21 protein-coding genes and 3 pseudogenes are annotated in these 23,116 nt (G+C 45.3%); 17 read left to right on the forward strand and 7 right to left on the reverse strand.

Annotated features, from left to right (window positions below; translation table 11 throughout):
* Positions 1–143: 143 nt before the first annotated feature.
* The 4 genes and pseudogenes from ACUTSC_RS18875 to mchS3 form a co-directional block, all read right to left on the reverse strand.
* A complete protein-coding gene (locus ACUTSC_RS18875) occupies positions 144–1,148 on the reverse strand; it encodes an IS110 family transposase (RefSeq protein WP_443003695.1) in 1,005 nt (334 codons plus the stop codon).
* Positions 1,149–1,239: 91 nt separating this feature from the next.
* Positions 1,240–3,246, reverse strand: a pseudogene (locus ACUTSC_RS18880) (Tn3 family transposase); the annotation flags it as partial.
* Between the two features lie 183 nt (positions 3,247–3,429).
* A complete protein-coding gene (locus ACUTSC_RS18885) occupies positions 3,430–3,837 on the reverse strand; it encodes a DUF4354 family protein (protein ID WP_443003696.1) in 408 nt (135 codons plus the stop codon).
* Positions 3,838–4,408: 571 nt separating this feature from the next.
* On the reverse strand, positions 4,409–4,825 hold the full coding sequence (mchS3, locus tag ACUTSC_RS18890; protein WP_443003697.1) for an MchS3 family protein: 417 nt from the start codon (positions 4,823–4,825) through the stop codon (positions 4,409–4,411).
* Positions 4,826–5,157: 332 nt separating this feature from the next.
* Between mchS3 and vapB the strand changes: the two genes are divergently transcribed.
* From vapB to ACUTSC_RS18950, 12 genes and pseudogenes are all read left to right on the forward strand, one after another.
* The gene (gene vapB / locus ACUTSC_RS18895) at positions 5,158–5,388 is read left to right on the forward strand and encodes a type II toxin-antitoxin system VapB family antitoxin (RefSeq protein WP_241392271.1); all 231 of its coding nucleotides are present in this window, start codon (positions 5,158–5,160) and stop codon (positions 5,386–5,388) included.
* The gene (locus ACUTSC_RS18900; RefSeq protein ID WP_443003698.1) at positions 5,385–5,801 is read left to right on the forward strand and encodes a type II toxin-antitoxin system VapC family toxin; all 417 of its coding nucleotides are present in this window, start codon (positions 5,385–5,387) and stop codon (positions 5,799–5,801) included. Before vapB ends, ACUTSC_RS18900 begins: the two co-directional genes overlap by 4 nt.
* Before the next feature lie 198 nt (positions 5,802–5,999).
* Positions 6,000–6,272 (forward strand): hypothetical protein, encoded by a 273-nt coding sequence (locus ACUTSC_RS18905; protein WP_445653491.1) that lies wholly within the window; start codon positions 6,000–6,002, stop codon positions 6,270–6,272.
* A 4-nt stretch (positions 6,273–6,276) separates the two neighbouring features.
* On the forward strand, positions 6,277–6,696 hold the full coding sequence (locus ACUTSC_RS18910; protein ID WP_443003700.1) for an integrase: 420 nt from the start codon (positions 6,277–6,279) through the stop codon (positions 6,694–6,696).
* 271 nt (positions 6,697–6,967) lie between these two features.
* Positions 6,968–8,413, forward strand: coding sequence for a serralysin family metalloprotease (locus ACUTSC_RS18915; protein WP_443003701.1), 1,446 nt, complete (start codon positions 6,968–6,970; stop codon positions 8,411–8,413).
* A 96-nt stretch (positions 8,414–8,509) separates the two neighbouring features.
* A complete protein-coding gene (locus ACUTSC_RS18920) occupies positions 8,510–8,821 on the forward strand; it encodes a protease inhibitor Inh/omp19 family protein (RefSeq protein ID WP_443003702.1) in 312 nt (103 codons plus the stop codon).
* 33 nt (positions 8,822–8,854) lie between these two features.
* The gene (locus ACUTSC_RS18925; RefSeq protein ID WP_443003703.1) at positions 8,855–9,367 is read left to right on the forward strand and encodes a Y-family DNA polymerase; all 513 of its coding nucleotides are present in this window, start codon (positions 8,855–8,857) and stop codon (positions 9,365–9,367) included.
* A pseudogene (locus ACUTSC_RS18930) lies at positions 9,355–9,738 on the forward strand (DinB/UmuC family translesion DNA polymerase). Before ACUTSC_RS18925 ends, ACUTSC_RS18930 begins: the two are co-directional and overlap by 13 nt.
* A gap of 3 nt (positions 9,739–9,741) precedes the next feature.
* Positions 9,742–9,963 (forward strand): DUF4113 domain-containing protein, encoded by a 222-nt coding sequence (locus ACUTSC_RS18935; RefSeq protein WP_443003704.1) that lies wholly within the window; start codon positions 9,742–9,744, stop codon positions 9,961–9,963.
* 155 nt (positions 9,964–10,118) lie between these two features.
* Entirely contained in the window at positions 10,119–10,328 is a 210-nt protein-coding gene (locus ACUTSC_RS18940; protein ID WP_443003705.1) for a recombinase family protein, read from the forward strand.
* Between the two features lie 304 nt (positions 10,329–10,632).
* Entirely contained in the window at positions 10,633–10,854 is a 222-nt protein-coding gene (locus tag ACUTSC_RS18945; RefSeq protein ID WP_197781113.1) for a hypothetical protein, read from the forward strand.
* 30 nt (positions 10,855–10,884) lie between these two features.
* Positions 10,885–11,214 (forward strand): hypothetical protein, encoded by a 330-nt coding sequence (locus ACUTSC_RS18950; protein WP_443003706.1) that lies wholly within the window; start codon positions 10,885–10,887, stop codon positions 11,212–11,214.
* 40 nt (positions 11,215–11,254) lie between these two features.
* Here the strand turns inward: ACUTSC_RS18950 and ACUTSC_RS18955 are convergent, their stop codons facing one another.
* Together ACUTSC_RS18955 and ACUTSC_RS18960 are read right to left on the reverse strand one after the other, a co-directional pair.
* A complete protein-coding gene (locus ACUTSC_RS18955; RefSeq protein WP_443003707.1) occupies positions 11,255–13,369 on the reverse strand; it encodes a peptidase domain-containing ABC transporter in 2,115 nt (704 codons plus the stop codon).
* Positions 13,362–14,636, reverse strand: a complete 1,275-nt coding sequence (locus ACUTSC_RS18960) for an HlyD family secretion protein (protein ID WP_141971403.1) — start codon at positions 14,634–14,636, stop codon at positions 13,362–13,364. The genes ACUTSC_RS18955 and ACUTSC_RS18960 overlap by 8 nt, the downstream gene beginning before the upstream one ends.
* A 362-nt stretch (positions 14,637–14,998) precedes the next feature.
* Between ACUTSC_RS18960 and ACUTSC_RS18965 the strand changes: the two genes are divergently transcribed.
* Positions 14,999–15,676, forward strand: coding sequence for a LuxR C-terminal-related transcriptional regulator (locus ACUTSC_RS18965; protein ID WP_443003708.1), 678 nt, complete (start codon positions 14,999–15,001; stop codon positions 15,674–15,676).
* A 169-nt stretch (positions 15,677–15,845) separates the two neighbouring features.
* Here ACUTSC_RS18965 and ACUTSC_RS18970 read toward each other — a convergent pair.
* A pseudogene (locus ACUTSC_RS18970) lies at positions 15,846–16,954 on the reverse strand (IS110 family transposase).
* A 554-nt stretch (positions 16,955–17,508) separates the two neighbouring features.
* Here ACUTSC_RS18970 and ACUTSC_RS18975 point away from each other — a divergent pair.
* The 4 genes from ACUTSC_RS18975 to ACUTSC_RS18990 are packed head-to-tail and all read left to right on the forward strand — an operon-like array spanning position 17,509 to position 23,023.
* The gene (locus ACUTSC_RS18975; RefSeq protein WP_443003709.1) at positions 17,509–19,131 is read left to right on the forward strand and encodes a TolC family protein; all 1,623 of its coding nucleotides are present in this window, start codon (positions 17,509–17,511) and stop codon (positions 19,129–19,131) included.
* Complete coding sequence (locus ACUTSC_RS18980; RefSeq protein ID WP_443003710.1) at positions 19,132–21,276, forward strand: type I secretion system permease/ATPase; 2,145 nt, start codon at positions 19,132–19,134, stop codon at positions 21,274–21,276.
* 10 nt (positions 21,277–21,286) lie between these two features.
* Positions 21,287–22,546, forward strand: a complete 1,260-nt coding sequence (locus ACUTSC_RS18985; RefSeq protein ID WP_445653492.1) for an HlyD family efflux transporter periplasmic adaptor subunit — start codon at positions 21,287–21,289, stop codon at positions 22,544–22,546.
* 15 nt (positions 22,547–22,561) lie between these two features.
* The gene (locus ACUTSC_RS18990; RefSeq protein WP_141971396.1) at positions 22,562–23,023 is read left to right on the forward strand and encodes a phage tail assembly chaperone; all 462 of its coding nucleotides are present in this window, start codon (positions 22,562–22,564) and stop codon (positions 23,021–23,023) included.
* The last annotated feature ends 93 nt before the right edge of the window (positions 23,024–23,116 follow it).

Here is a 23,116-nt window from a genome sequence, read left to right on the forward strand (position 1 = left end):
ACCTCAGAAAAATTATACGGCTTCAGATGAGCCATTCCGATATACAGGTTCTTCAACAGGCCGGTCGGCCGTTTGTATCATCAATGATCAGTATTCGCAAAACCAGATAAGTGATTGTTTAAACTATTTATTGCTATAGATACTTATGACGCGAACGTCTCTTGTCGCGTCGTAAGCGCCCAGGCTATTCTGGCCAGCTTGTTTGCCAGTGCACAGGTCACAACAAAGTTGCTTTTTCTGCACAGCAATTCCCTGACCCAGTCCGCCAGTTTGCCTTTCTGGTGTTCCAGTTTTTGAATGAACACTCTGGCGCACTGAACAAGCATGGTTCGGATCTTTTTGTTACCTCGTTTGCTGATACCCAACAGAGTTGTTCGACCGCCGGAGCTATACTGACGTGGAACCAGCCCCGTTGCCGCTACTAAGTCTCGACTGCTGGCGTAGTGTTTCCCATCGCCAAGCTCAGTGGAAATAGTACTGGCCGTCAGAGTTCCCACACAGGGAATGGTCAGTAAACGTTGTCCGACCTCATCTTCGTTTAACTTTTGCTTTAATTGAGTTTCCAGCTCCTTTATTTGCTCAAGAAGATAATGGTAATGTTGCTGTAGTCTCTGCAATAACTGACTGAGATACAAGGGTAAATTATTATCTTCAAGGATAGTGCTCAGTCGGCTGATAATAGTCGGTCCCCTCGGAACGCTGATACCAAACTCCAACAGGAAAGCATGCATCTGATTAGTCGTTTTAACCTTATCCTGCACAAATGATTCTCGTACCCGATGCAAAGCACGCATGGCCTGCTGAGATTCCGTTTTTGGCTGAACGAAGCGCATTGATGGGCGTGATGCGGCCTCACAGATAGCTTCAGCATCAAAGAAATCATTTTTGTTGGTTTTAACGAATGGACGGACAAATTGTGAAGATATTAGTTTTGGAGTATGTCCCAGCTCAGTTAATTTGCGGGCCATGAAGTGAGAACCGCCACAGGCTTCCATTGCAATGGTTGTTGCAGGACAAGTTGCCAGAAATTCAATCAGCTTTGGCCGGGTAAACTTTTTACGGTAAACCGCTTTCCCATGACGGTCCTGACAACGGACGTGGAAAGAATTTTTATCCAGATCGATACCAATGAGCGCAATGTTTTCCATGATGGTTCTCCATTTTAAGCCTGTTCACAGCATACAGCTGTGAGGGAGGGAGTGACCATCTCATTAATTATTGTACGTTAAGGCTATTTTTTTACCTTTCGACTTTAGCTGGTTTCAGGCGACGAAACTTGCCTGAAGCCTGTATCCGGTTGCTTTTCCAGATATAATCGTCTATCAGTTTGATGTACTCCCAGCCTAACAGCGACAAATGCGACAATAACTGCTCGTTGATCTTCGGCCCATTACGCTTCAGGGTATCAACCGCCCTTTCCATATACACGGTGTTCCATAGTGAGATCGCCGCTGTCAGCAGCGTCATCCCACTGGTGCGATAGCTCTGATTTTCCGGTTTTCGGTCCCTGAGTTCTCCATGCCAGTGCATAAATACCGCACGCGCCAGGGCGTTACGGGCTTCACCTTTATTCATTACCGCTTCTACCCTCCGACACAGTGCAGGATTGTGGAACCAGTCGAGCATAAACAGCGTTCGCTCAATGCGGCCTATTTCTCTCAGCGCCTTTGCCAGGCGATTTTGTTTGGGATAGCTGGCCAGCATTTTCAGCATCAGGGATGCCGTCACGGTTCCCTGTTCTATCGAGGTTGCCAGACACAGCACTTCACGCCAGTGAATTTCGATCTCTTTCAGATTTAGGCTGGTCGTTGATATCAATGACTGAGGTGCTGGGTATTGGTCTGCCTTCCCTTTGATAAACAGCTTCTTGTCATGGAGATCCTTGATTCGGGGGTAGAACGCAAATCCCAGCAGATACATCAGGGCAAAGACATGATCGGTGAAACCCGCTGTATCAGTGTAATGCTCCCTGATTTCCAGATCGCTTTCGTGGTATAGCAAGCCATCGAGCACATGAGTTGAATCCCTGACCCGACTGATTATGCAGGTGTAAAACGGGCTGTATTGATCCGAAATATGGGTATAAAACTGACGTCCGGGCTCCTGCCCGTATTTCGGGTTAACCTGCCCTGCGTAGCGGCCTGTTCTGAAATTCTGTCCATCTGATGATGACGTTGTCTCGTCTCCCCAGAATGCCGCCAGCGGCCTTTTTCCCCTGCCAGTTTACCAGCTCTGAGCTCTGCAATGGCGGCTTAATAGGCTTCGTCGCGGTGTACCATGCCTGAGTATCTTCGAGTGACGATTTAGTGCTCCCGGGGCAGGCTTCAGCCATTTTGGTCAGACCAAGATTGATGTCATCCGCAAGAATGGTGGTAAGAAGCAGGCGGGTATCGGGACGGGTAATGTCATTTTATATGCAAAAAAATGCCGGGTAAACGTCATCCAGCTGTTTACCTGATCGAGAATTTCCGTGATTTTAGGGTGCGGCAGCATGCTGTAAACCAGCTCTGCCAGCGGTGAAACCTGCACCGGAACGCTGTTATCCAGTGGAGAGACTTTTACGCCCCTGTCAGATATTTCCACATCGGGAAATTCACCAAGGGCAGCCATGGCATCGGCCTCTTCAAGCCTGGACTAAAGCAGGGTCATACGGCTGGTAATGTACTCATGATAATCAGCAGAGACGGGAAGTAGCAGCACCAGTGTGAGTTTGTCAAAGTTCTTTCCGGGCATGAGATAATCATCAAAGTTTTTGTAGCGGCGTGAGCCCTTAATCCAGATATCCCCGGAACGTAACGCTCCCTTAAGTTCGCTGAGCACACAAAATTCTTAATACTGCCGGTCAGGGACAAACTCTATCGGCGCTTTCGTCGGCACTTTTCGGGACTGTTTCCGGTACATGTCTTTGATCACAACCAGCGCATCGGCCAGAGGTTGCGCTGCCGGCGTGGCGACTAACTGCAAAGCGGGCAACATGCACGGGGCATATTTCCGTAATGTGCTGTATTTCTCGGTAATAATATGCAGTGGATCAAAATTATTTTTTCTGGCGAGATGGCGTGTTTCCTCCAGACTGGCGACAAATTCAGGCCATGGCAGTGTGTTTTCTATTGCGAGCCATGGAGCGCCACCGCAATCACGGGCTTCAGACAGCGCCTGACCGACATCGATGTATTGCCTCAGTTTTGACTGGATAAGCTTGCCGGTCTGCTGAAGGCGCTCAGCCTGTGTTCTTTTGGTTTTACTTAACTGGACTGGCCCCACCCCGGTAGACGATCCTGCCCTATAACCCGTCAGCTTGAGATGCCCGTTCCACGGTTTATAAAATTCTGGAAGATGAAAAGGTCGCATATAGCGACCTTTCCTTACATTATAACGACATGATAGTATAAGTTTTTATATATCATATAGTCATATTTCAAGTGCTACTTAGTGAGTGCGTTTAGCCAGTTGTGGGCACTGCGAAGACCATTTCACAAATTTGGCATTGTAGACAGAGTCATCGTCGCTGATGAACGAGACTTCGCCTTCTTTAGCTCCTTCCTTCAGCGTTCCCAGTAGATCTGCCTGCACCGTACGCTCATCAAACTCCTTGCCTTTATCATCAAATGCTTTGTAGCAGCCTACAAAACCGGTTAATTCAATCGGCTGTTTAATTTTAGTATATACAACGACCTTGAACGTTTTTTCGTATTTCGGTTGCCCTTCAACTACCACAGTTCCCTCGGAGGAAGGAATAGCCTGAATAATCAATTTACTATGCAAATCTTCAGCGGCTACTGAAGAAAATGAGAGTAGAACAAGCGAAGAAAGAAGAACCGTACATACCTTTTTCATTGAAAATCTCCTTTTATGAGATGCTGGTTATTTATTCCGCAATCATGTTATGTACTGTAACCTAAATCCGAGCTTAATTATTATTAATTTATGTAACGAAACCTGTGGCAATTAGTCCCCCCACTTGTGATATAGCTTCATGGGAGACGATTTTGTTACGCAGCCTCTCATCCTTAACGTGAGTTTTAGTTCCACTGAGCGTCAGACCCCTTTCAGTGTCTAAAAAGTGCAAATGCAGTGGGAATAGCCGCCTGCGCAAGGTGGCTGTGATACTCATGGGAATAATTAACTATCAAAAATGACCATTGCAATCTGCTGACAAGCCCTTATTAAGGCAAAAGTCAACCATGCTCCCCCAAGAAGGACCTCCGCCATTAGGATACATTACACTGGATGGTGTGCCTGGGGCCCAACATGTCCCGTTTGCATCGATATACGTCCCTTTATCAACACCGCGTTGATCGACTATATTTGTGGATTCGCGGTGACCATCAGTTACAAACCCGCCGCTTACTGATGCTAACATGTTACCTGTTAAATCTTTCATTAATAATTTCCTTATAAAAATATTTTATTGCTCGCATCCATGCTTCAATATTGACGTGTATTCATCGTAAAATGAAACACGCCTTAATACATCACCTTTGAGTAATGCGATTTTATTTTTCTTGTAAGGCAGGAAAAGTGAATCCATTTGGCGATAAGATAACTTTACGAGGCCACAAGCAGCATATAACTTAGCTTCCGGAGTGGCCTTTTCGTCTTTTGCCAACCGAGTAAAAATGTCTTTTGAGTTATTTTTTTTCAGAATGGCGTTATATGCTATTTCACCGTCACTTATTTTACCGGCAAAGCCGTTCATTCCAATCGAAAAAAAAGATGTTTTTTTCAGTATTTCATACTCGGTGTTTTCAGCGGCTTTCAGAAAAGAAGATTGCAATATCAAGAATGGAATAAGAAGTTTTAAAATTCGCATAGTAAGTTCCATTACCCTCGATTTTCCTTAATTCATTACCTTAGCACTATAAACAAATCGCGTTCAAGAGGCAATGTTGAAAATATCATGCAGAGAAAGGGTAATGCCTCCGTTGAACTGAGGGAGCAGCGTATGTGTAGCGGCTTGTCAACATAATGGCCTCGGCTCGCAAACATCCGCTTCTGCCAAAATCGGATCTGAGGAGAAAAAACACAGAAAATGACAAATGCAAAACATATCCATATGTCACACATCTGCATATGCACAACCTATACACATGTAATACATTGGCATATACTGAGGCTATGCTGATGGGCCATAAGGCCATAAACCAGGAGGATATCATGCGAACCGTATCTATTTTTAAAAACGGTAACAACCGCGCCATCCGTTTGCCCCGCGATCTGGATTTTGAAGGAGTGAGTGAACTCGAGATCGTCAGAGAAGGGGACAATATCATCCTGCGTCCCGTTCGCCCGACCTGGGGTTCGTTCGCGCAGCTGGATAAGGCCGATCCGGACTTTATGACGGAGCGTGCGGACGTAGTCAGCGACGAAGGACGATTTGACCTGTGAACAAGACCTATATGCTCGAGACCAATATTTGCTCATTCATCATGCGCGAGCAGCCGGAAGCCGTCATTAAACGCCTGGAGCAGGCAGTGCTGCGTAACCACCGCATCGTGGTCTCGGCCATCACTTATGCCGAAATGCGTTTTGGGGCTGTTTGCAAGAAGGCCTCGCCGCGCCACGCGCAGCTGGTCGACGCCTTCTGCGCCCGGCTCGATGCCATCCTGCCCTGGGACCGGGCAGCCGTGGACGCCACTACCGAGATCAAGGCCGCCTTGGCCGCGGCCGGGACGCCAATCGGCCCGAACGACACGGCGATCGCCGGCCACGCCATTGCTGCCGGCGCCGTGCTGGTGACGAGTAATGTAAGAGAATTTGCGCGAGTGCCGGGCCTGACGCTCGAGGACTGGGTCAGATAAACCCGTTATCAATGTCACTTCGTATAGCAAAATGAGCCTATCCATTACCCGTTTGCCATGCACCAGGCCATGGCGGTTATCTGGACGCATGCGGCCTGCGGCAGAATGAGATCCTGCGGCTGACGACCGGAGGGGGGGGCAGCCGTAGGGAGAGGATATCGTCTACGAACACGGCACCCTCATTCCGGCCGGAACTCTGTGCTACCTGAGTGTCCCCGCCGGAAAAACATCAAAAGCCTTTGTCAAACCGGTGGCAGCCGTGGTGAAAAAAATGTCGATTTATGGCTGCAGGTGCGCCCGGTCAAGCAGGTCGCACTCAGCGATGGGCGTACCGGCGAAAAAGTCCGCTACCTCTTTCAGTTCCGTGGCAGACAGGTCGGCCGCGCAATACTGAACAACACCCTGATCCCGATATTGTGCGCCCGCGGTGACGGCAATAGCCAGCGTACCGCAGGGTATAACATTGCATGAACTGATGGAATGGTCCGGGCACAGCTGCCCACGCTCGACGCTGCGCTATATTCGTCTCCGCCCCACCCGGCTGGCCGCATCTTCCGTCAAGGCCGACAAAATCTCCCACATGATCGGTGTGCTCATCGGCCACGACAGCCAGGCGATGACCGAAGAGGGCCCGGCATTGTATTACGAGCTGGGCGAGCTTTACTGCACCAATCCGTTCTGGAGCAACTGTCCGCATCGCATGGGCTGCATCGGCTGTGATTTCAGCCTGCCGAAAAGCAGCGCCAGGGCGGTGGCACTGGAAAGCCAGTCCTCCATTCGGCGCTATCTGGAAGAAGTGGCCCTAACGCCCGATGAACAGACCATCGTCGCAGGGGACATCGAAAAACTGGATGCTTTTATCAGTAAAACTCCCGATAAACCGACAACGGACTGATGGGGATAACAGTGTGTATTTATCCTCCAGCGGCTCACAAAAACTGCAGCTAAGGACTCTAAATATAGGGCTTCCCGTAATGCCGCTGAGGCGGCGTTAGTGTCCTATGAGGCTGTAGGGTTTGGGTAGTATCAATTGAAGAAACTCTCTGAATAGCTGAAATAAAAAAAACAAACTACCATTAAAAGGCTGAATTTGGAAATATCAGCAATGCCTTATGAGTAAATCTCATTAGATATAACTGGACGTAGCTTAAATATTGGAGAAAGTTATGGATAATATCTTGAATGGAAAAGAAACCGGTTGGGATAGCATTAATGATCTCATCAACTATCATAACCGCGGAGGTGGTTTGCATTTAAATAATAAGCCATCATATAATGTTGAGCAGGCCGGTATACAAATAGCAAGGGGGGAACAAACTTGGAATGGGGTTCATGTAACGGGACAAAATGCCACCATAACGTATTCTTTCCCCTCATGGGAGCCAGGTAAGTTGAACGTTGGTGGAGATACAATCCACTCGGCGTTCAATCTTGAACAACAAGCTCAGGCCAAGCTGTCATTGCAATCTTGGTCCGATGTGGCCAATATCAAGTTTGTTGAAGTGAGTGGATACCAGTATTCCAATATAACATTTGGGAATATTGATGCGCCTCTCACTCAGGCATATGCTCTACTCCCCCACACGACTGATTATGGCCTTATTATTTATGATGATCGTGGTTTCGATGCTTCTGGACAATCGTGGTACAGCACTGGCGACCCGCAAAATCTATCGCCCGAACTGGGAAATTACGGGCGGTTAACATTTACCCATGAAATTGGACATACCTTAGGATTAAATCATCCTGGGGACTATAACGCCAGCAGTAACCCTTCAGCAAACCCTACATATGCTGATGCTTCCTATGCTGAAGACACACGGGGATTCAGCGTGATGAGCTATTTTGACGAAACCATCACCGGTAGCGATTTCGGCGGTTATTATGCAGCAGCTCCTCTGCTTGATGATATCGCAGCCATCCAGCATTTGTATGGCGCCAATATGTCCATTCGAACTGGCGATACGGTCTACGGCTTTAATTCCAATACTGACCGGGATTTCTATACTGCCACGGACAGCAACCAGAAACTGATTTTCGCTGCCTGGGACGCGGGTGGTAATGATACTTTCGATTTTTCCGGATATTCTCAGAACCAACGAATCAACCTGAACGAAGGTTCTTTCTCTGATGTTGGCGGTCTGAAGGGAAATGTTTCTATCGCTGCCGGCGTAACCATCGAAAATGCCATTGGCGGTTCGGGCAACGACGTGATTGTTGGCAACGACGCCAATAACGTCATCAAGGGCGGTGCCGGCGACGATGTTATTTATGGCGGCGGTGGGCAGGACCAGCTATGGGGGGGCAGTGGTAACGATATCTTCGTCTTCTCTGACCTGAATGACTCTCCCACCAAGTCCCCTGATAAAATCTGGGACTTTGAGTCAGGCAAAGACAAGATTGACCTGTCCTTCTTCAATCATGGTGATGAGGGGATTGATTTCATTCAGTTTGTTGACCATTTCAGCGGTCAGGCGGGGGAGGCTCTCTTGTCCTATGATGCACAGAGCAATCTGAGCGAATTGGCACTCAACATCGGTGGCAGTGCCAATCCAGATTTTCTGGTACACATTGTCGGTCAGGCTGATGTTGCCACCGACTTTATCGTGTAAAACAATAACGGTGGGCATAAGCCCGCCGTTCCTGGCAGGCTATCCATGTATAAGCGTATTTTTGTTGGGATAATATTCTTTTTTTCAGGAGTCTCTATGGCAAACAGCCTGGTCTTACCTTCAGCCGGTTCACTGTCAGGTCAGTGGACAATCACGGATAAATCAAACTCATGTATCATGCATCTCAGCGCGGAAAACGTTGAGTCAGCAAACGGCTACAAGTTGAGTATATTGTCCACTTGTTCCCCTGAAATATTACCGCAAGTCCCTGTAGCCTGGCGACCGACACCAGACGGTATTGCTTTATTAGACCAAGATGGTTTAAGTGTCCTTTTCTTCTCCCGTGAAGGTATGCATTATCGTAGTCACATCTGGGAGCGGACCGGTAAAATACTTAAGAAAAATTAGTTACCGTCAGGACGGCCACTCTAACTTCGCTTTATGAACCTTGCGCAGAAATGCCACCTCGAAGCCGATCTTCTTGATTTTGTATTCCACATAAACGCCAACATGTCGCATCGGGTGATGGCTAACCTTGGCCAGCTGACACCGCGACTGGAGATCTACTCCATCAATGAGGCTTTCTGCGATCTGGCCGGTATCCCGGCCGAGCAGCTGGAGTCGCTCGGTCGCCTGCTGCGGGAAGAGGTGCGGCGCCGTACCCACCTGGCGGTCGGCGTCGGTATCGCGCCGACCAAGACGCTGGCCAAACTGGCCAACTACACCGCCAAGACCTGGCACAAGGCCGGCGGGGTGTTCGATCTGAGTGCGCCGGCGCGTCAGCGCCGCCTGATGGCCCACGTGCCGGTAGAGGAAGTGTGGGGCATTGGCCAGCGGATTGCCCGCCGGCTAGCAACGATGGGGATCACCCTGTGCTGCAGCTGGCCGACATGCCGGCGGCCGTGGCGCGCCGACAGTTCTCGGTGGTGCTCGAGCGCACCGTGCGTGAGCTGAACGGCACCGCCTGCCTAGGCCTGAAGAAGTTTGCGGCGCTGAAGGAGCAAATCGTCGGCTCCCGCTCGTTCGGCGACAAGCTCTCCGAGCTGGACAGCGTCAGCCAGGCGGTCTGCGCGCATGCCGAGCGCGCGGCACAAGAGCTGCGCGGCGAGCGGCAGCTCTGCCGGCACATCTCGGTGTTCTAGGCCACCAGTCCGTTCGCCGCCGGAGAGACCTATTACGGCAATCAGGCCACCACCCGGCTGGCGACGCCCCCCCAGGACAGCCGAGACATCATTCAGGTCGCACGGCGTGCGCTCGAACGGATCTTCATCGCCGGCTACCGTTATCACCGCTGCGGCGTGATGCTGGGTGATTTCACCAGCTAACACGTGGCGGCACAGTTCGGCCTGCTTGACGACGCACCACCGCGCAAAAACAGCGATCGGCTGATGCAGTTGCTCGACAGCCTTAATCAGGACGGCCGGGCGCCGGTGTGGTTTGCCGGACAGGGTATTCCCGATCGGGCTGACGGCTGGAAGATGAAACGGCAGCGGCTGTCGCCGGCCTGGACTACGAGACTCAACGACGTGCCTGTCGTGCACCTGAAATGATTGCCCACTTCACACGCAACACACCAAGCCTCGTTATCATGTAGCATACTCAGAACGGGTGACCAAATGACATCTGAGGCCGTTAAAAGCGGCGTCAAAGGTAGAAAATTTCTTAACGTGAGTTTTCGTTCCACTGAGCGTCCCCCCCTAATACGGTGCATGACCTTACCGGACGCGGGGTAGGCCTGAAGGTACTGACTGGTTACGGTGCGACCATTAATACCATGAACGCTGCCGGCAAGCTTGTTTTTGGCATTTTTGCTGCATTGGCCAAGTTTAGGTATGAGCAGATTGCCGAGCGGACGACTGCAGGCAGGCTTCAGCAAGAGTGCGCGGGAGGAACGGCGGGCGGCCTTGCAGAATGACACCAATAAAACTGCGACTGGCAATGGCGTCAATGGGACGGCCAGAGACGAAAGTCGTACCGGCATATCTCCCGGATGGTCAACTGCAAGCAGACGGTGTAAAGCTGCTGAAACGAGGGTAATTTATGTCGCCAGAAAAATCTGGGCCCCTGCTGGCTGCCCCTCATAAAGGTTTAAGTGAAAAAGCATATTTTATTGACATGATACATAAATTAATCTAACAATTATTTTAACTCTACGATTTTAATGGAATATGGCTGTTAACCCATTATGGTTAATTCAGTGCAAACCAAGGAGGTAAGAAATGAGAGAGCTCAGCGAGAAAGATGTTCAGCAAGTCAGTGGTGCCGGTGTGGTAACCGACCTGATCAATGGGGTACTTGATGCCCCAGCCAGACAGATCGGCTCGTCGATCGGCGCTTTTGCAGGGGATCTTGCTGTACAGGGGTTCCACACGGCCACAAATGCTGTTAATGAGTTATACAAAGGCGTATCGTCCTTTGTCAGCGGTATCTTTGGCCGATAATTTCTAAATGGAATTTCAAGGAGAACAGATATGCGTGAATTGACGATTCATGAAGTTGAGGATGTCAGCGGCGCGGGCATCATTCAGGATGTTCTGACATGGGGTGGCGCAGCCATTGGTGGAACAGTAGGTACCGCTGTCGGCTCGACCGCAGTAGGGCTGGCTGGTGCTGCCGTAGGTACTATTATACCCGTTGTCGGAAATATTATCGGCGGTGGTGCCGGAGCGGGTATCGGCGGAACGATCGGAGGCGTAGTCGGAGCGGGTATTGGAAGCGTGACTGGTCATACTGCCGGTGCAGTCATTGAAGGTGCTATCGGTGGATTCTTTGGCAGTATTTCTCATTCGCAAGCTGCCTGAACTCGTAAAACAAGCCCTGCACCCAAGTGCAGGGCTTGTTTTATATTGTACCGGCTGGATTTAGGGTAATGACCCTGTCTGCTGAAGCAACTGTTGATTCCCTGTGTGCAATAATGATCCGCGTAATATGAAGCCCTTTGATGGCCTGATTGACGGCGCTTTCACTTTCCTTATCCAATGCACTGGTGGCTTCATCCAGAAATAATAGCGCCGGTTTCTTGTAAATAGCCCTGGCAATAAACAACCGCTGTTTTTGGCCGCCAGACAATCCTTCTCCCAATTCACCGATTAAGGTTTCGTATCCCATCGGCATCTTCATAATGACGTCATGCAGATAGCTGGCACGGGCGCATGTCTGCATCCATTCATCATCAACATTGTCTGAGAACCCGCAGATATTTTCACGAATGGAGCCGGAGAACAGCTTGTCATCCTGCATCACGCAGGCAATCATCTTATGGTAATTGTTAATTCCCAACTGCTGTATATCAACGCCGTTGACTTCCACACGTCCACTGTCAGGAGGAAACAAACCACACAGTACTTTCATCAGTGTCGTTTTCCCCGCCCCCGATGGTCCAACAATAGCAACGCTCTCCCCAGGCTGAATAACGAGTTCCAGCTTGCTGAATACAGAGGGGGACTGGCTGTCATAGCGGTAGCTAAGAGCCTGTGTGGTGAGCGCTGCCGGTTGCATTTTCGCTTCGTAGGGAAGGTCAGGCTTACGGTTCTCCCGTGGATGCAGAGCTATATCAGCAATACGCTCGTTATGCAGGCTTATCATGCGAAGCTGAAGTAAAAACTCGGTCAATGAACCGATCCTGTCTGAAAACTGTCCACGGAACACACCGAAAGCCACAAACATACCGATGGTCATCTGATTATCGATAACCAGACTGGTGCCCAACCACAGAATAACTATCTGGTCACAGGCTGCAACGAAAGTATTAATACCGCCAAACAGCATATCCATTTTGGTAACCCGTATGCCGGTGTTAATGGCATCTATTTCCAGATTAAGCCAGTTTGCGCTGCGCCTTTCCGCCATTCCTTGCATTTTGACCGTAGCGATCCCGTACAAGGTTTCCATGAAGTACGAACCTGCCCGTGCCTTCCTCACCAGTGACTCTTCAGACAGTTGCCGATAGTAACCATATGTCAGCAGACGAAGCAGTACATACAGGGCTGTGAATGCGATCACCACCCAGGTCAGCCAGCCGCCGTATAACACCATCATCACCAGTACGCCAATGACCATGATACTGTCCATAATGGCGCCGACGATACTGGTCGTAAACGTGTTTCGCAACGTGTCCAGAGAACCGAAACGTGACTGGATATCCCCCAATTTTCGCCGCTCAAAATAGTTAAGCGGTAGCCGCATCAGGTGGTTAAACAGCCCGGACTGCCATTGAACGTTGATGAGCGTACTCATTACCAATGATGACCACGCACGCACCATACTGACCGCGGCTCGTAGTAAGATAAACAGCATTAATCCTGCACAAATGAGAGTAAGCAAGCCATGATCGCCTGCGGGGATCGCGTGATCCATCACCAGTTGCGTACCGACCGGCATCACCAGGTTAATCGTTTCTATCACCAGTGAAAGACTAAATATTTTGCCGAGCGTCCATTTAAGGCCGTGCACACTGCCTGTCAGCGTGCCAAGACTGAACGTGTTGCGAACAGTATTTGCGTTAAACGCACTGCCCGGCCAGACTTCAAGTGCCACACCGGTAAAGCTGGCCGACAATTCTGACAGGCTGACAGTACGCCGCCCACGAGCAGGGTCATGCAATACGACACGATTTTGTCCAACGCTTACCAATACGACAAAATGATTGAACTCCCAGTGGAGGACGCACGGCATCTTCAGCGCACCGAGTTCATTGATGTCCAGGGATAAAGGGCGAGTGGATAGCCCAAGTTGGTCGGCCATACCAATCAACCCGGCCAGAGTGGTGCCGCGCGCTGACAAATTGAATTGTTGTCGCAATGCAATCAGATCGACATTCTTGCCATAGTGCCCGCAGATCATCGCCAGGCAAGCTAGACCGCATTCCGATGCTTCGGTTTGATGTACCAAAGGCATTCGTTTGAAAAGATGTATATCCAGCTGATTAACCAGGCGTTTAAAAGAAAAATTAGTCATTGACAGGTCCCGTAGCGCTTTGTTTCATGTCGTAGAAAGGTGACAGCATCCATTGATAAACTTTTCTCTTTTCCAGAAACAGGGTGCTTTGCGCCTTCATACCGTTTTCCAGACTGAGGCGTTTACCATGGTAGGAAATAGCCTGCTTTTCTGGTCGTACAATCACTTTGTAATACGGTATGGCGGCAGTCAGCGCAGCTTTCGGTGCACCCTGGTAAGTCTGCATTTCCTGCGGCGACGCCGGAGCTTTGGAGATGACGGATACCGTTCCGGCGAACTGACCGAATTTCTCCGCCGGGAAAGCGTCATAGCGTACATTGACCCTATCGCCAGTGGAAATATAGGGGATGGCATCGTTAGGCACCCAGAGCACCAGTGCATAGTGGTCGACCTTGTCAGGAAGCATTTGCAACAGGCTGTCGCCGACGTTCACCATCTGACCAACGGTGACGCTCAATGAATCAACGCGTCCTTCGGATAATGCGCGTACAATGATCACCCCGCTTGCATCAATATTCAGCAGTTCCTTTTGCAGCTCGTAACGTTGCAGTTCCATCTGGTAAATCTGATTATCAAATTCTGCAGCCTGAGTGTGGATCTGACTTTCCAATGCAGTGATCTGCAGCGCATTCTGCTCGTTCTGTCCGCTCAGACCCAGCAGGTTATTTTGTTGCTGGTAATACAGCGCAACCTGATTGGTGAGTTGATCCTTGTTGATCAGTCCTTTGGCCTGATAATGTCGGTAGTTCTGCATGTTCTCCTTCATAATACGTATCCCTTCCTGAGCCCTGCGAAGGATATCGGTGGAGCGTTCAAACGCTGCTGTATATTGCGCTTTCTGTTTTTCCAACATTGCGAGGGTGGCCCGTTTATTGCCCTCCAGACGACTGATGATTTGTGCAATACGGGCCTGTTGACTATTTATATCCCGGCGCTGATTGTCACTGACCACACCGCTGCGGGTACTCTTGCTGACGTCAATTTGATAGATAGGGGTGCCGGCAGTGATGAGCTGGCCTTCAGTGACTAATTGTTTTACCACCACCCCCTGGACGGTAGAGTAAACGTTGGCAGCACGCGGGTAGGAGGTGATCTCGCCGGTTACGTTGGCTCGACGGGTGTAGGTACCGGCGATAATGAAAGTAAGAAATGCAACGATAAAAAATAGGCAGAGCCCTGTCATGAGCCAAAAGGGAATGCCGGGCAACAGCAATGCCCGTCCCCGCCATTTCATTTTTTGATGGTTAATCGCTTCCTGCCGAAACACTGTCTGCCTTCCTTATCATATTGATTGAAATGTGATTATAAGCTTACTCCAAAGGGGGGCTCATGCAAAATTTGTGGCTGCTCTAGATAATCAAGGTCATCGAAAACAGTCCAAATAATATTGATTGTTAGGATATTGAGAAGGGGGAGGGGGAGGAAGAGGGGGAAAACGCTAGGCGTACTGACTACTGGCATTAGAATTATCACTTAAAAAAGAAAGGTTAAAAAGTAGATGGCATAAAAAAACGAGAACATTCTTAAAATCAAACAGGATTTTATCCTGTTTTTTTTGCAAAACACGATCCATTATAATGTGGATATTGAGTTTTGTGGCATTTAGATCTAATATTCTATAGGGTTAGTGTGGATGGCTCTACTATCATGGAGGATTCAATATTGATAAGTAAGGCAAGTAGCGAGAAAGATCAATTATTGGCGGTGTTAGGCAGGGATGTATTCTTTAGATGTGCTGTAAAGCACATTGCAGAGGGGGTATTTGGAAAAGATAGAGTGTTAACATATCGATCATCAAATGATTTTTTACGAGCTTTGTCAGACAACGATAAAGTAAATACAGCTATTGTTGATTACGATGTATTGTACTCCGAGAATTTTTCATTATTAGATGCTATAAATGACTACTTCCCAAAATTAAATAACATTGTAGTGATTTCGAATCCTAATATACAACTAGTTTCACTTATTAGAAGTCTGAATATTAATAAGATCATATCTGCGAAAGATGATATCTCCTCCTTTATTAAAGTGTTAACTATTGAGAGGCATGAAGAGTATTACAGCCCACGTATCATCAGAAAAATAAAAAACATGTCCATTAAACCGCCATTGCTAACCATAATGGAGAGATATGTTTTAAAGAATCTAATTAAAGGCGTGTCACCCAGGTTAATTGCAACTTGGAAAGGTATTAGTATAAAGACAGTAAGTACACATAAAAATAAGGCATTAAATAAAATAAATGTAGGAAAACTTAATGATCTTGTTTTGCGTAATAAAATAAATGTGGCTTATCGTAAATAAGAGAAGTTTAAAATTTATTTAATATAAATCTGTACTCTGGTTGCAATAATGCTAGGGGCGGTAGCGTGGGGATTTATTAAACAATCATGGGATAACACGCTCAGGTTGCGTCAAATCACACGCAAGGAGGTTTTAATAAATGGGGGGCCTATTAAGTTGTCAAGCATGTTTATGATGCTGCAGGGATATAAAAAGCCCCGCCACGCATCATGGCGAACAGGACGTCACAGCGCCGCTTTGCCAGAGCGATAATTGCCTGGTTGTCTCGTTTTCCCTGGCTAATTTTCGTGTGTAGTAGGCCCTGGAGATCTGAGCTCTGAGTGCCGCGAAGGCCGACAGGAACAGCGCCCGTTTGAGGCGTTTATTACCCCGCCGAGAGGGATGCTCCCCGCATATGGATGAGCCGGAGCGTCGGGTTACCGGCGCAAGACCGGCATAGGCCGCGAGATTTGCCGCAGAGTCGAAGGCGCGGCAGGCGACCTCTGTGAGGAGTCTGGCTGCGGTCCTGACACCGGCTCCGGGCATGCTGGTCAGGACCGGGTAAAGAGGGTGAGCAAGAACCCGTTGTTCTACCTTAAGTGTCACCTCGCCTCTTTGCTGACGCAGCATGATGAGCTCGAGTGCCAGTCGTGGCAGAACAACGGCAGCAGCATTCGTGTCGGGAACGACGACGCTTTGCTGTGTCAGTGCCTGAGTGATATCTGCAGCAAGGCGCTTTACCAGACGAGGCGCGAGTTTGCAGAGCTGCGTTGCCAGTTTCTTCTCACCCAGTGAAGCGAGTTTTTCGGGTGAGGGATATCGTTGGAGTCACTGCCGGGTGATCCAGTCGCGGACCGAGAACGCGCTCAAGAGCCGGATGTATCTGGGTCAACAGGCCGCGGATACGGTTGCTGGCCTGTGTTGTCTGTTCGGCGAGATCATCATCGAAGCAGCAGAGCATGGAGAGTTCGGTGATTTGCTCGTCAGCCAGCTTCAGCGTGCGTAGCGCGTGAGGCAAAGTACGGGCCACTTCAGCGATGATGGCCGCATCGCGGGTATCGGTTTAGGCTTCACCGGCGTGTAAGTCGGCGATGCGGCGCATTGCCAGCCTGGGAAGGTATCCGACAAGGATGCCTTCAGAACGGGCAATGACCAGAAGTATATGACCATGCTGTTTCAGGTCAGGTATCAGCTACTGAGTTTGGTTTTGTCGCTAGGTAATTATTTATAAAACAGTGGCTTGTGTAAGCCACTAACGGCAACAGCGTGATGGATATATTTACCAACATCAACGCCAATAAAGACCTAGACTGATTTGTAATCGCTGGATTCGGCCATTCTGTCCCCCTGTTTATACGGGTTAACCAGACAACCACGGGGAGCTGGTACCGGCATCCACGTTACAGACGGTCCCGGCATAAAGTGCCTGACCAGGCTCCTATTGGCGGTTACCATCGCACCACCAGACCCGGTGACATCATGCCTCAGGATCATGGCCGACTGGGGCAGTAATCATGCCGGATCTGGCTGGTTAGCAACCGTAGTATAAGCGGTACGAATAAGGTAACGGGGGTAGAATAAAAAAGATGTGGTGTGCAATCGGTTTATGAAAAGCTGGTATTGAAATTTGAGTTTATGGGATAAATACATAGTGATTATAAAGTGGACTAAGTAAGAAGATGCATATGTAAATCAAATTGAAATTGTCTCTTATTGTTATCAGTATGAGAATTAAAGTGTTGTCCCGTATTGTGAAAGAAGTGAACATAATTTTTTGCTATTTCTCCAATATATCATCTCTTACTTATCTATAATATAAATTTTAATTTTATAAACAGGCTGAATCCGCAACTATGAAACTAATCTCGAATAAATACATAGGCGATAAGTATGGAAAAAATAAAGGATGGCTAATTGGTTTGTTAATTGTGTCACCTGTTTTTTTTTCTTATAAAGCCAATGGTAAGGATGATGTAATATATCCTGTGGTTTTTGATGATGAAAAATCACTGAACGAAAATTTTTTGCCGTTAAAGGAAAAGGAAAACCCTAAAATCTCATCTAAACATTATGAGGTAAGCTCAAAAAAGAATACAGCGAATAAAAATGAAAGCACTGATAGTGATATTTTTAAGGGAAAGTCAAGAAATAAGGATTACTTAAGCTACTATGAAGAAGAACGAATTGACTTAAATAATGGATTAAGTGAAGGTGGCGACAAAGCAATCAAATATCAACAGCCCAGCCGTTATTATAATTTAAGGCAAGTGATAGATATGGCAATAAGTTGGCATCCTGCTATAAAAAGGTCTAGCCGTGATCTTGAACGAATTAGAGAAACGATAAATGAAGCTATGGCTGCTTACTATCCATCTTTCAATGTAGGTATTCAATCTGGATTGCAAAGTAACGATTATGGTAGTGGGAATGAAAATACAAACAAACTAAAAATGGCAGCAGAACAGGTTATTTATGATTTTGGAAAGACCAAGTATAAGGTAAGGTTGAATAAATCAAATGCATTACATTCTGAAAATGAGTTGGATAAAGAAATCAATAATATTGCATATCAAGCGGTAACAATATATCTACAAGTGGTGAAGTATAAAAAATTATATAAAATAGCAGAAGAGCAACTCATAGGTTTTAATAAGATAAATAAAATCGCAAAATTACGCTCTGAGCTAGGAGCAAGTGCAGAATCCGATTATTCTCAATCAAAAGTGCGCTTGGCTTCCGCAGTGGCTTTATTAAATGATTACAAGGCGCAATATAATCGTTGGTCATCAGCGCTGGATAATATAACTAATACTCATGTTTCAAAATCAATTCTCGTGGAGTTTCCTGTTTTAGATAATGATATATGTTTAAATAGTTTGGAAAATATAAATAATTCACCAGCAATACTAGCAGCAAAGTCACAAATAGAAGTTGCTGAGAGTCAAGTAAACTTGTCAAATACAGAGTTTTATCCCAGCATATATCTTAGCCCGTTCTATGAATATCAACTAGATAGGCAAGGCAAAGAACGTCGATATAACAGTGACTATAATCGTGATAAGTTTGGAGTGTTTTTAGATATTAAAGTTCCAATCTATCAAGGTGGTGCTACTTCATCAAGAGTTAGGCAGTCGGAACAAGCCTTATATGCAGCAAGGTATAATTGGGATAACGAATTATATAATGCAAGGTCGAAAATAACAGAAGCATCTAGTCAAGTGCGTAATTCAAGGCTAAGCTTAGATGCGAAAATAAATAGAGTAAAAGATGCAGTGCGTACCAGAGATCTTTATATACTACAGTATGAAAAGCTAGGTAATCGGTCATTTTCAGATTTAATTAATTCCGAGGCTGAGATTCATCAGACAAACATAGACATAATTAACAGCAAATATAATATAATAAGTTTCTCCGTTGAATGTTTATATCAAACAGGAAAACTAACGAACAAAGAAAGAGTTATAAAGGAAGAGTAAATGAATAATGATTTCCTAGATGATGTAATAGATAGTAAAGAAGCGGAGGATAAATATTTCCTGACCCGCTGGAGGTCGGCTATTGTTCAAATAGCCCATCATTATCGGCTAAATATTTCAGAGCAGAATATATTAATAACTGAACTATGGAGTTATAATTTAGGAAGGGAGAAGATAATTAAAAATATGGCCAGGCAAGCCGGGCTTTCGCTAAAAATAGATAGTGGTAAGGATTACATATTCAATACTTGGCTCTTTCCTCAGGTGCTTGAGATGAGCAATGGACAGCTAGCTATACTTAAAAGTATTGATTCTAAAGGCAATTACATTATATCATTTATCGAAGATGATGGATTAGTATCAGTTGTTGGTCGTGATGATATAAACTCGAAAGTTAGTCGTATTGTTACACTGCGGCCTATAAAAACTCAACAAGACCCTCGTTCAGATAAGTATATAATACCGTTCAGAAAACATTGGGCCTGGAAAATTGCGTTCCCTAATCTAAAACCATATTATGTAATTATACTTGGTTCATTTTTCGTAAATATCCTTGGTTTGGCTGGAATAACATATTCGATGCAGACTTATGATAGAATAATTCCCGCTCAATCAATTCCAACCATGTGGGTGTTGTTTATTGGAGTTATACTGGCTTTTGTTTTTGATTTTCTTTTGAGGATAATGCGATATAGTATAATTGACATGCTTGGTAAGAGAGCCGATTTAATAATTTCAGATCGGGTTTTTGGTCGCTCATTAAGGATTAAAAATGGTTATCGTCCTAAATCCACCGGGACGTTTATATCTCAATTGCGTGAATTAGAACAAGTAAGAGAAATGATGACCTCGTCTACAGTCATAGCGATTGCAGATTTACCTTTCTTCTTCTTATTCTTAGCTGTTATTTACTCTTTGGCGGGGATTGTTTTTTTAGTGCCATTAGTGGGGATGGTACTGATGGTCTTACCTGGATTACTTTCTCAAAAAAAACTTTCTATTCTTGCTAATTCATCTATGCGAGAATCTAGTCTAAGAAATGCTATTTTAGTAGAAACAGTACAAGGGCTTGATGATATAAAATATTTGCAAGCAGAGTATAGATTTCAACAGCAGTGGCTTCATTACACTAATGCAACTGCAGACAACTCAATAAAAATAAAAAAATTAACACATACTCTAACAACTTGGTCGTTTTTTATTCAAAATAGTGTTTTTGTATGTGTTGTATTGGTAGGAACACCTTTTGTGATGGAGGGGCAACTATCCACAGGTGCTTTAGTAGCATCATCAATTCTCAGCTCCCGTATGATGGCGCCTATATCTCAAATAGCAAATATACTTACTCGATGGCAACAGACAAAAGTTGCTATCTCTGGCATTGATAACATAATGAAATTGCCCGTTGATCATCAAGAAGACTCAAGAATGGTACATAAACCGGCAATCTATGGAAAATATAAAATTCGTGATGCTGCTTTCATACACAATGATGAGAGTACTATGGCCGCTGTAAAGATAAAAAAACTAGATATTAAGCCTGGTGAAAGGATCGCGCTTCTTGGTAGAAATGGCTCTGGTAAATCATCATTGCTGAGTGCTCTAGCAGGCATGATGCTTAAAACAAATGGAGAATTGATTCTTGACGACATCAATTTATATAATATTGACCCATCTGACGTTCGTAGAGATGTTGGGTATCTAACTCAACACTCCAGATTATTTTATGGCACCATAAGAGAAAACTTAACATTAGGTATGCCATTATGTAAGGATGAAGATCTTTTTCAGGCTATAAGTTTAACAGGTGCAATTAATTTCATTAATCAACTTCCCGATGGGTTAGATTATCTTCTTCAAGAAGGTGGTGGCGGGTTGTCTGGGGGGCAACAGCAGATACTATTACTCAGCCGCTTACTTTTAAGGAATCCAAGTGTGATTTTATTAGATGAGCCTACTGCAGCACTAGACGAGCTTACAGAGGACGAGTTTGTTAATAATATGAAAGATTGGCTAAAAGGTAAGACTGTTATTATCGCAACACATAGAAAAAAAATTCTAGAGTTAGTGGATCGAGTCATAGTAGTTTCAAATGGGGAAATGCTTTTAGATGAGAAAAAAAAGGATGTTATCGCAACTCTTTAGCAGATTTAAAATGAATAGAGTTGCAATAAAAGAAAAGTTAAAGTCAATAAATTATTTTTTTTTCAAAAATGAAGATTTGAATTCAGAAGCGGACAGTGTAGATGATTATATAGCTTGCTATTCAGGTAAGAAAGGGGAAAGGGGGAAGATACAATTAACTCTAGCTATTATTATATTTTTCTTGTCTTTCTTAATTTTATGGGCATATATATCTGAGATTGATGAGGTTTCAAAAGGTAATGGCCAGGTTATTCCTAGCTCTAAAGAGAAGATAATTCAATCCATGGATGGAGGTATATTAAAGAGGCTATATGTTAAAGAAGGACAAATAGTTACGCCCGGTGAAGCTTTAGTACAGATGGATACGACCAGGACACAAGCATCAGTCTCAGAAACAACTGAAAGATATCATGCTTTACTAGCCCAGCAAGCACGCCTTAAGGCTGAAGTTAACAGCACAAAGATAGTTTTCCCAGAAGATTTGAAAAAAAAAGCAGAGCTAATTGAAGCTGAAACTAGACTTTTTGAGTCTAGAAAAAAACACTTTGAAGACTCATTGGTTAGCTTAAGGGACTCAAGGCTTCTGTTACAAAGAGAGTTAGATATAAATTCTAAGTTATCAAAATTAGGAGCGTCTAGTTCTGTTGATGTTATTAGATTGAAAAAACAGTTAGTTGATCTAAATATGAAAGAGGCTGACCTTACCTCTCAGTATTATTTAAAGTCTCGAGAAGAACTATCTAAAGTTTCAACAGAGATAAGTTCTCTGAGTCAAGTTATTCTCGGCAAGAATGATTTGTTATATAAATCTACGGTCAGATCTCCTGTTCGTGGGATAGTGAAAAATATAGTTACTAATACTATAGATGGTGTTATATCTCCTAATGGCATTATCATGTATATAGTCCCTTTGGACGACAGTTTACTAATTGAAGCTAAAATTTCTCCTCGTGATATTGCATTTATTCGCCCTGGGCAATCCGCGAGGGTTAAAATCACTGCATATGAATATTCTATTTATGGAGGGCTTGATGGAGAAGTTGTAACTATATCGCCTGATACAATTAAAGATGAGCAAAGGCCTGACATTTTATATTATCGAGTTTATATAAGGACAACTAAGGACTATCTTGAAAAAATAAAGGGAAAGCGTTTTTACATCAGCCCGGGCATGATTGCTAGCGTTGATATTCGAACTGGAAGTAAAACTATTTTAGATTATTTGGTAAAACCTTTTAATAAAGTAAATGAAGCTCTTAGAGAGAGATGATTAGAGGATTTAAAGATGGAAAAATCGAGTGAATATAATAAAGTTTGTATCTCAGGTAAAGAGTTTTACATTATAAAGTTAGAACCTTGGAAACGTTTGACTTTCATTGCTGACTTTCAAAAAGAATTTCTAGTTCCTGTGATTAATAGCATTGGTAATGGTAAGTTAAGTAATATATTAAACGGTGATGAATTACCTGATAACGAGGTGATGTCAATTATTAGTTCACTGTCACAAACCATTGATGGGAAAACGGTAGAGAAATGGGCAAAAAGAATAACGGATGAAGGTGTCGTAATCTATATTAATGATAACAAAGAAAAGGCAAAGCTGTCTTTTGTTCAGTTGAATGATATGTTTAAAAACCCTATTGATATTATTGTTTTAATGAAGGATGCAATTATCTTTAATATGGAGGGAGTATCAACGCTCTTTGATAGTTTCAAAAGAAATCAAAGTAATGAGGAAGGAATTTAATTTTTTTAATAATCACAAATCGAATCGAAATATCACTTATATTAAAGTGTTGTGTTGTTTTAAATATATCATCATTATATAAGCCATCTCAGA

This window comes from Serratia sp. TSA_105.2 (assembly GCF_052692115.1).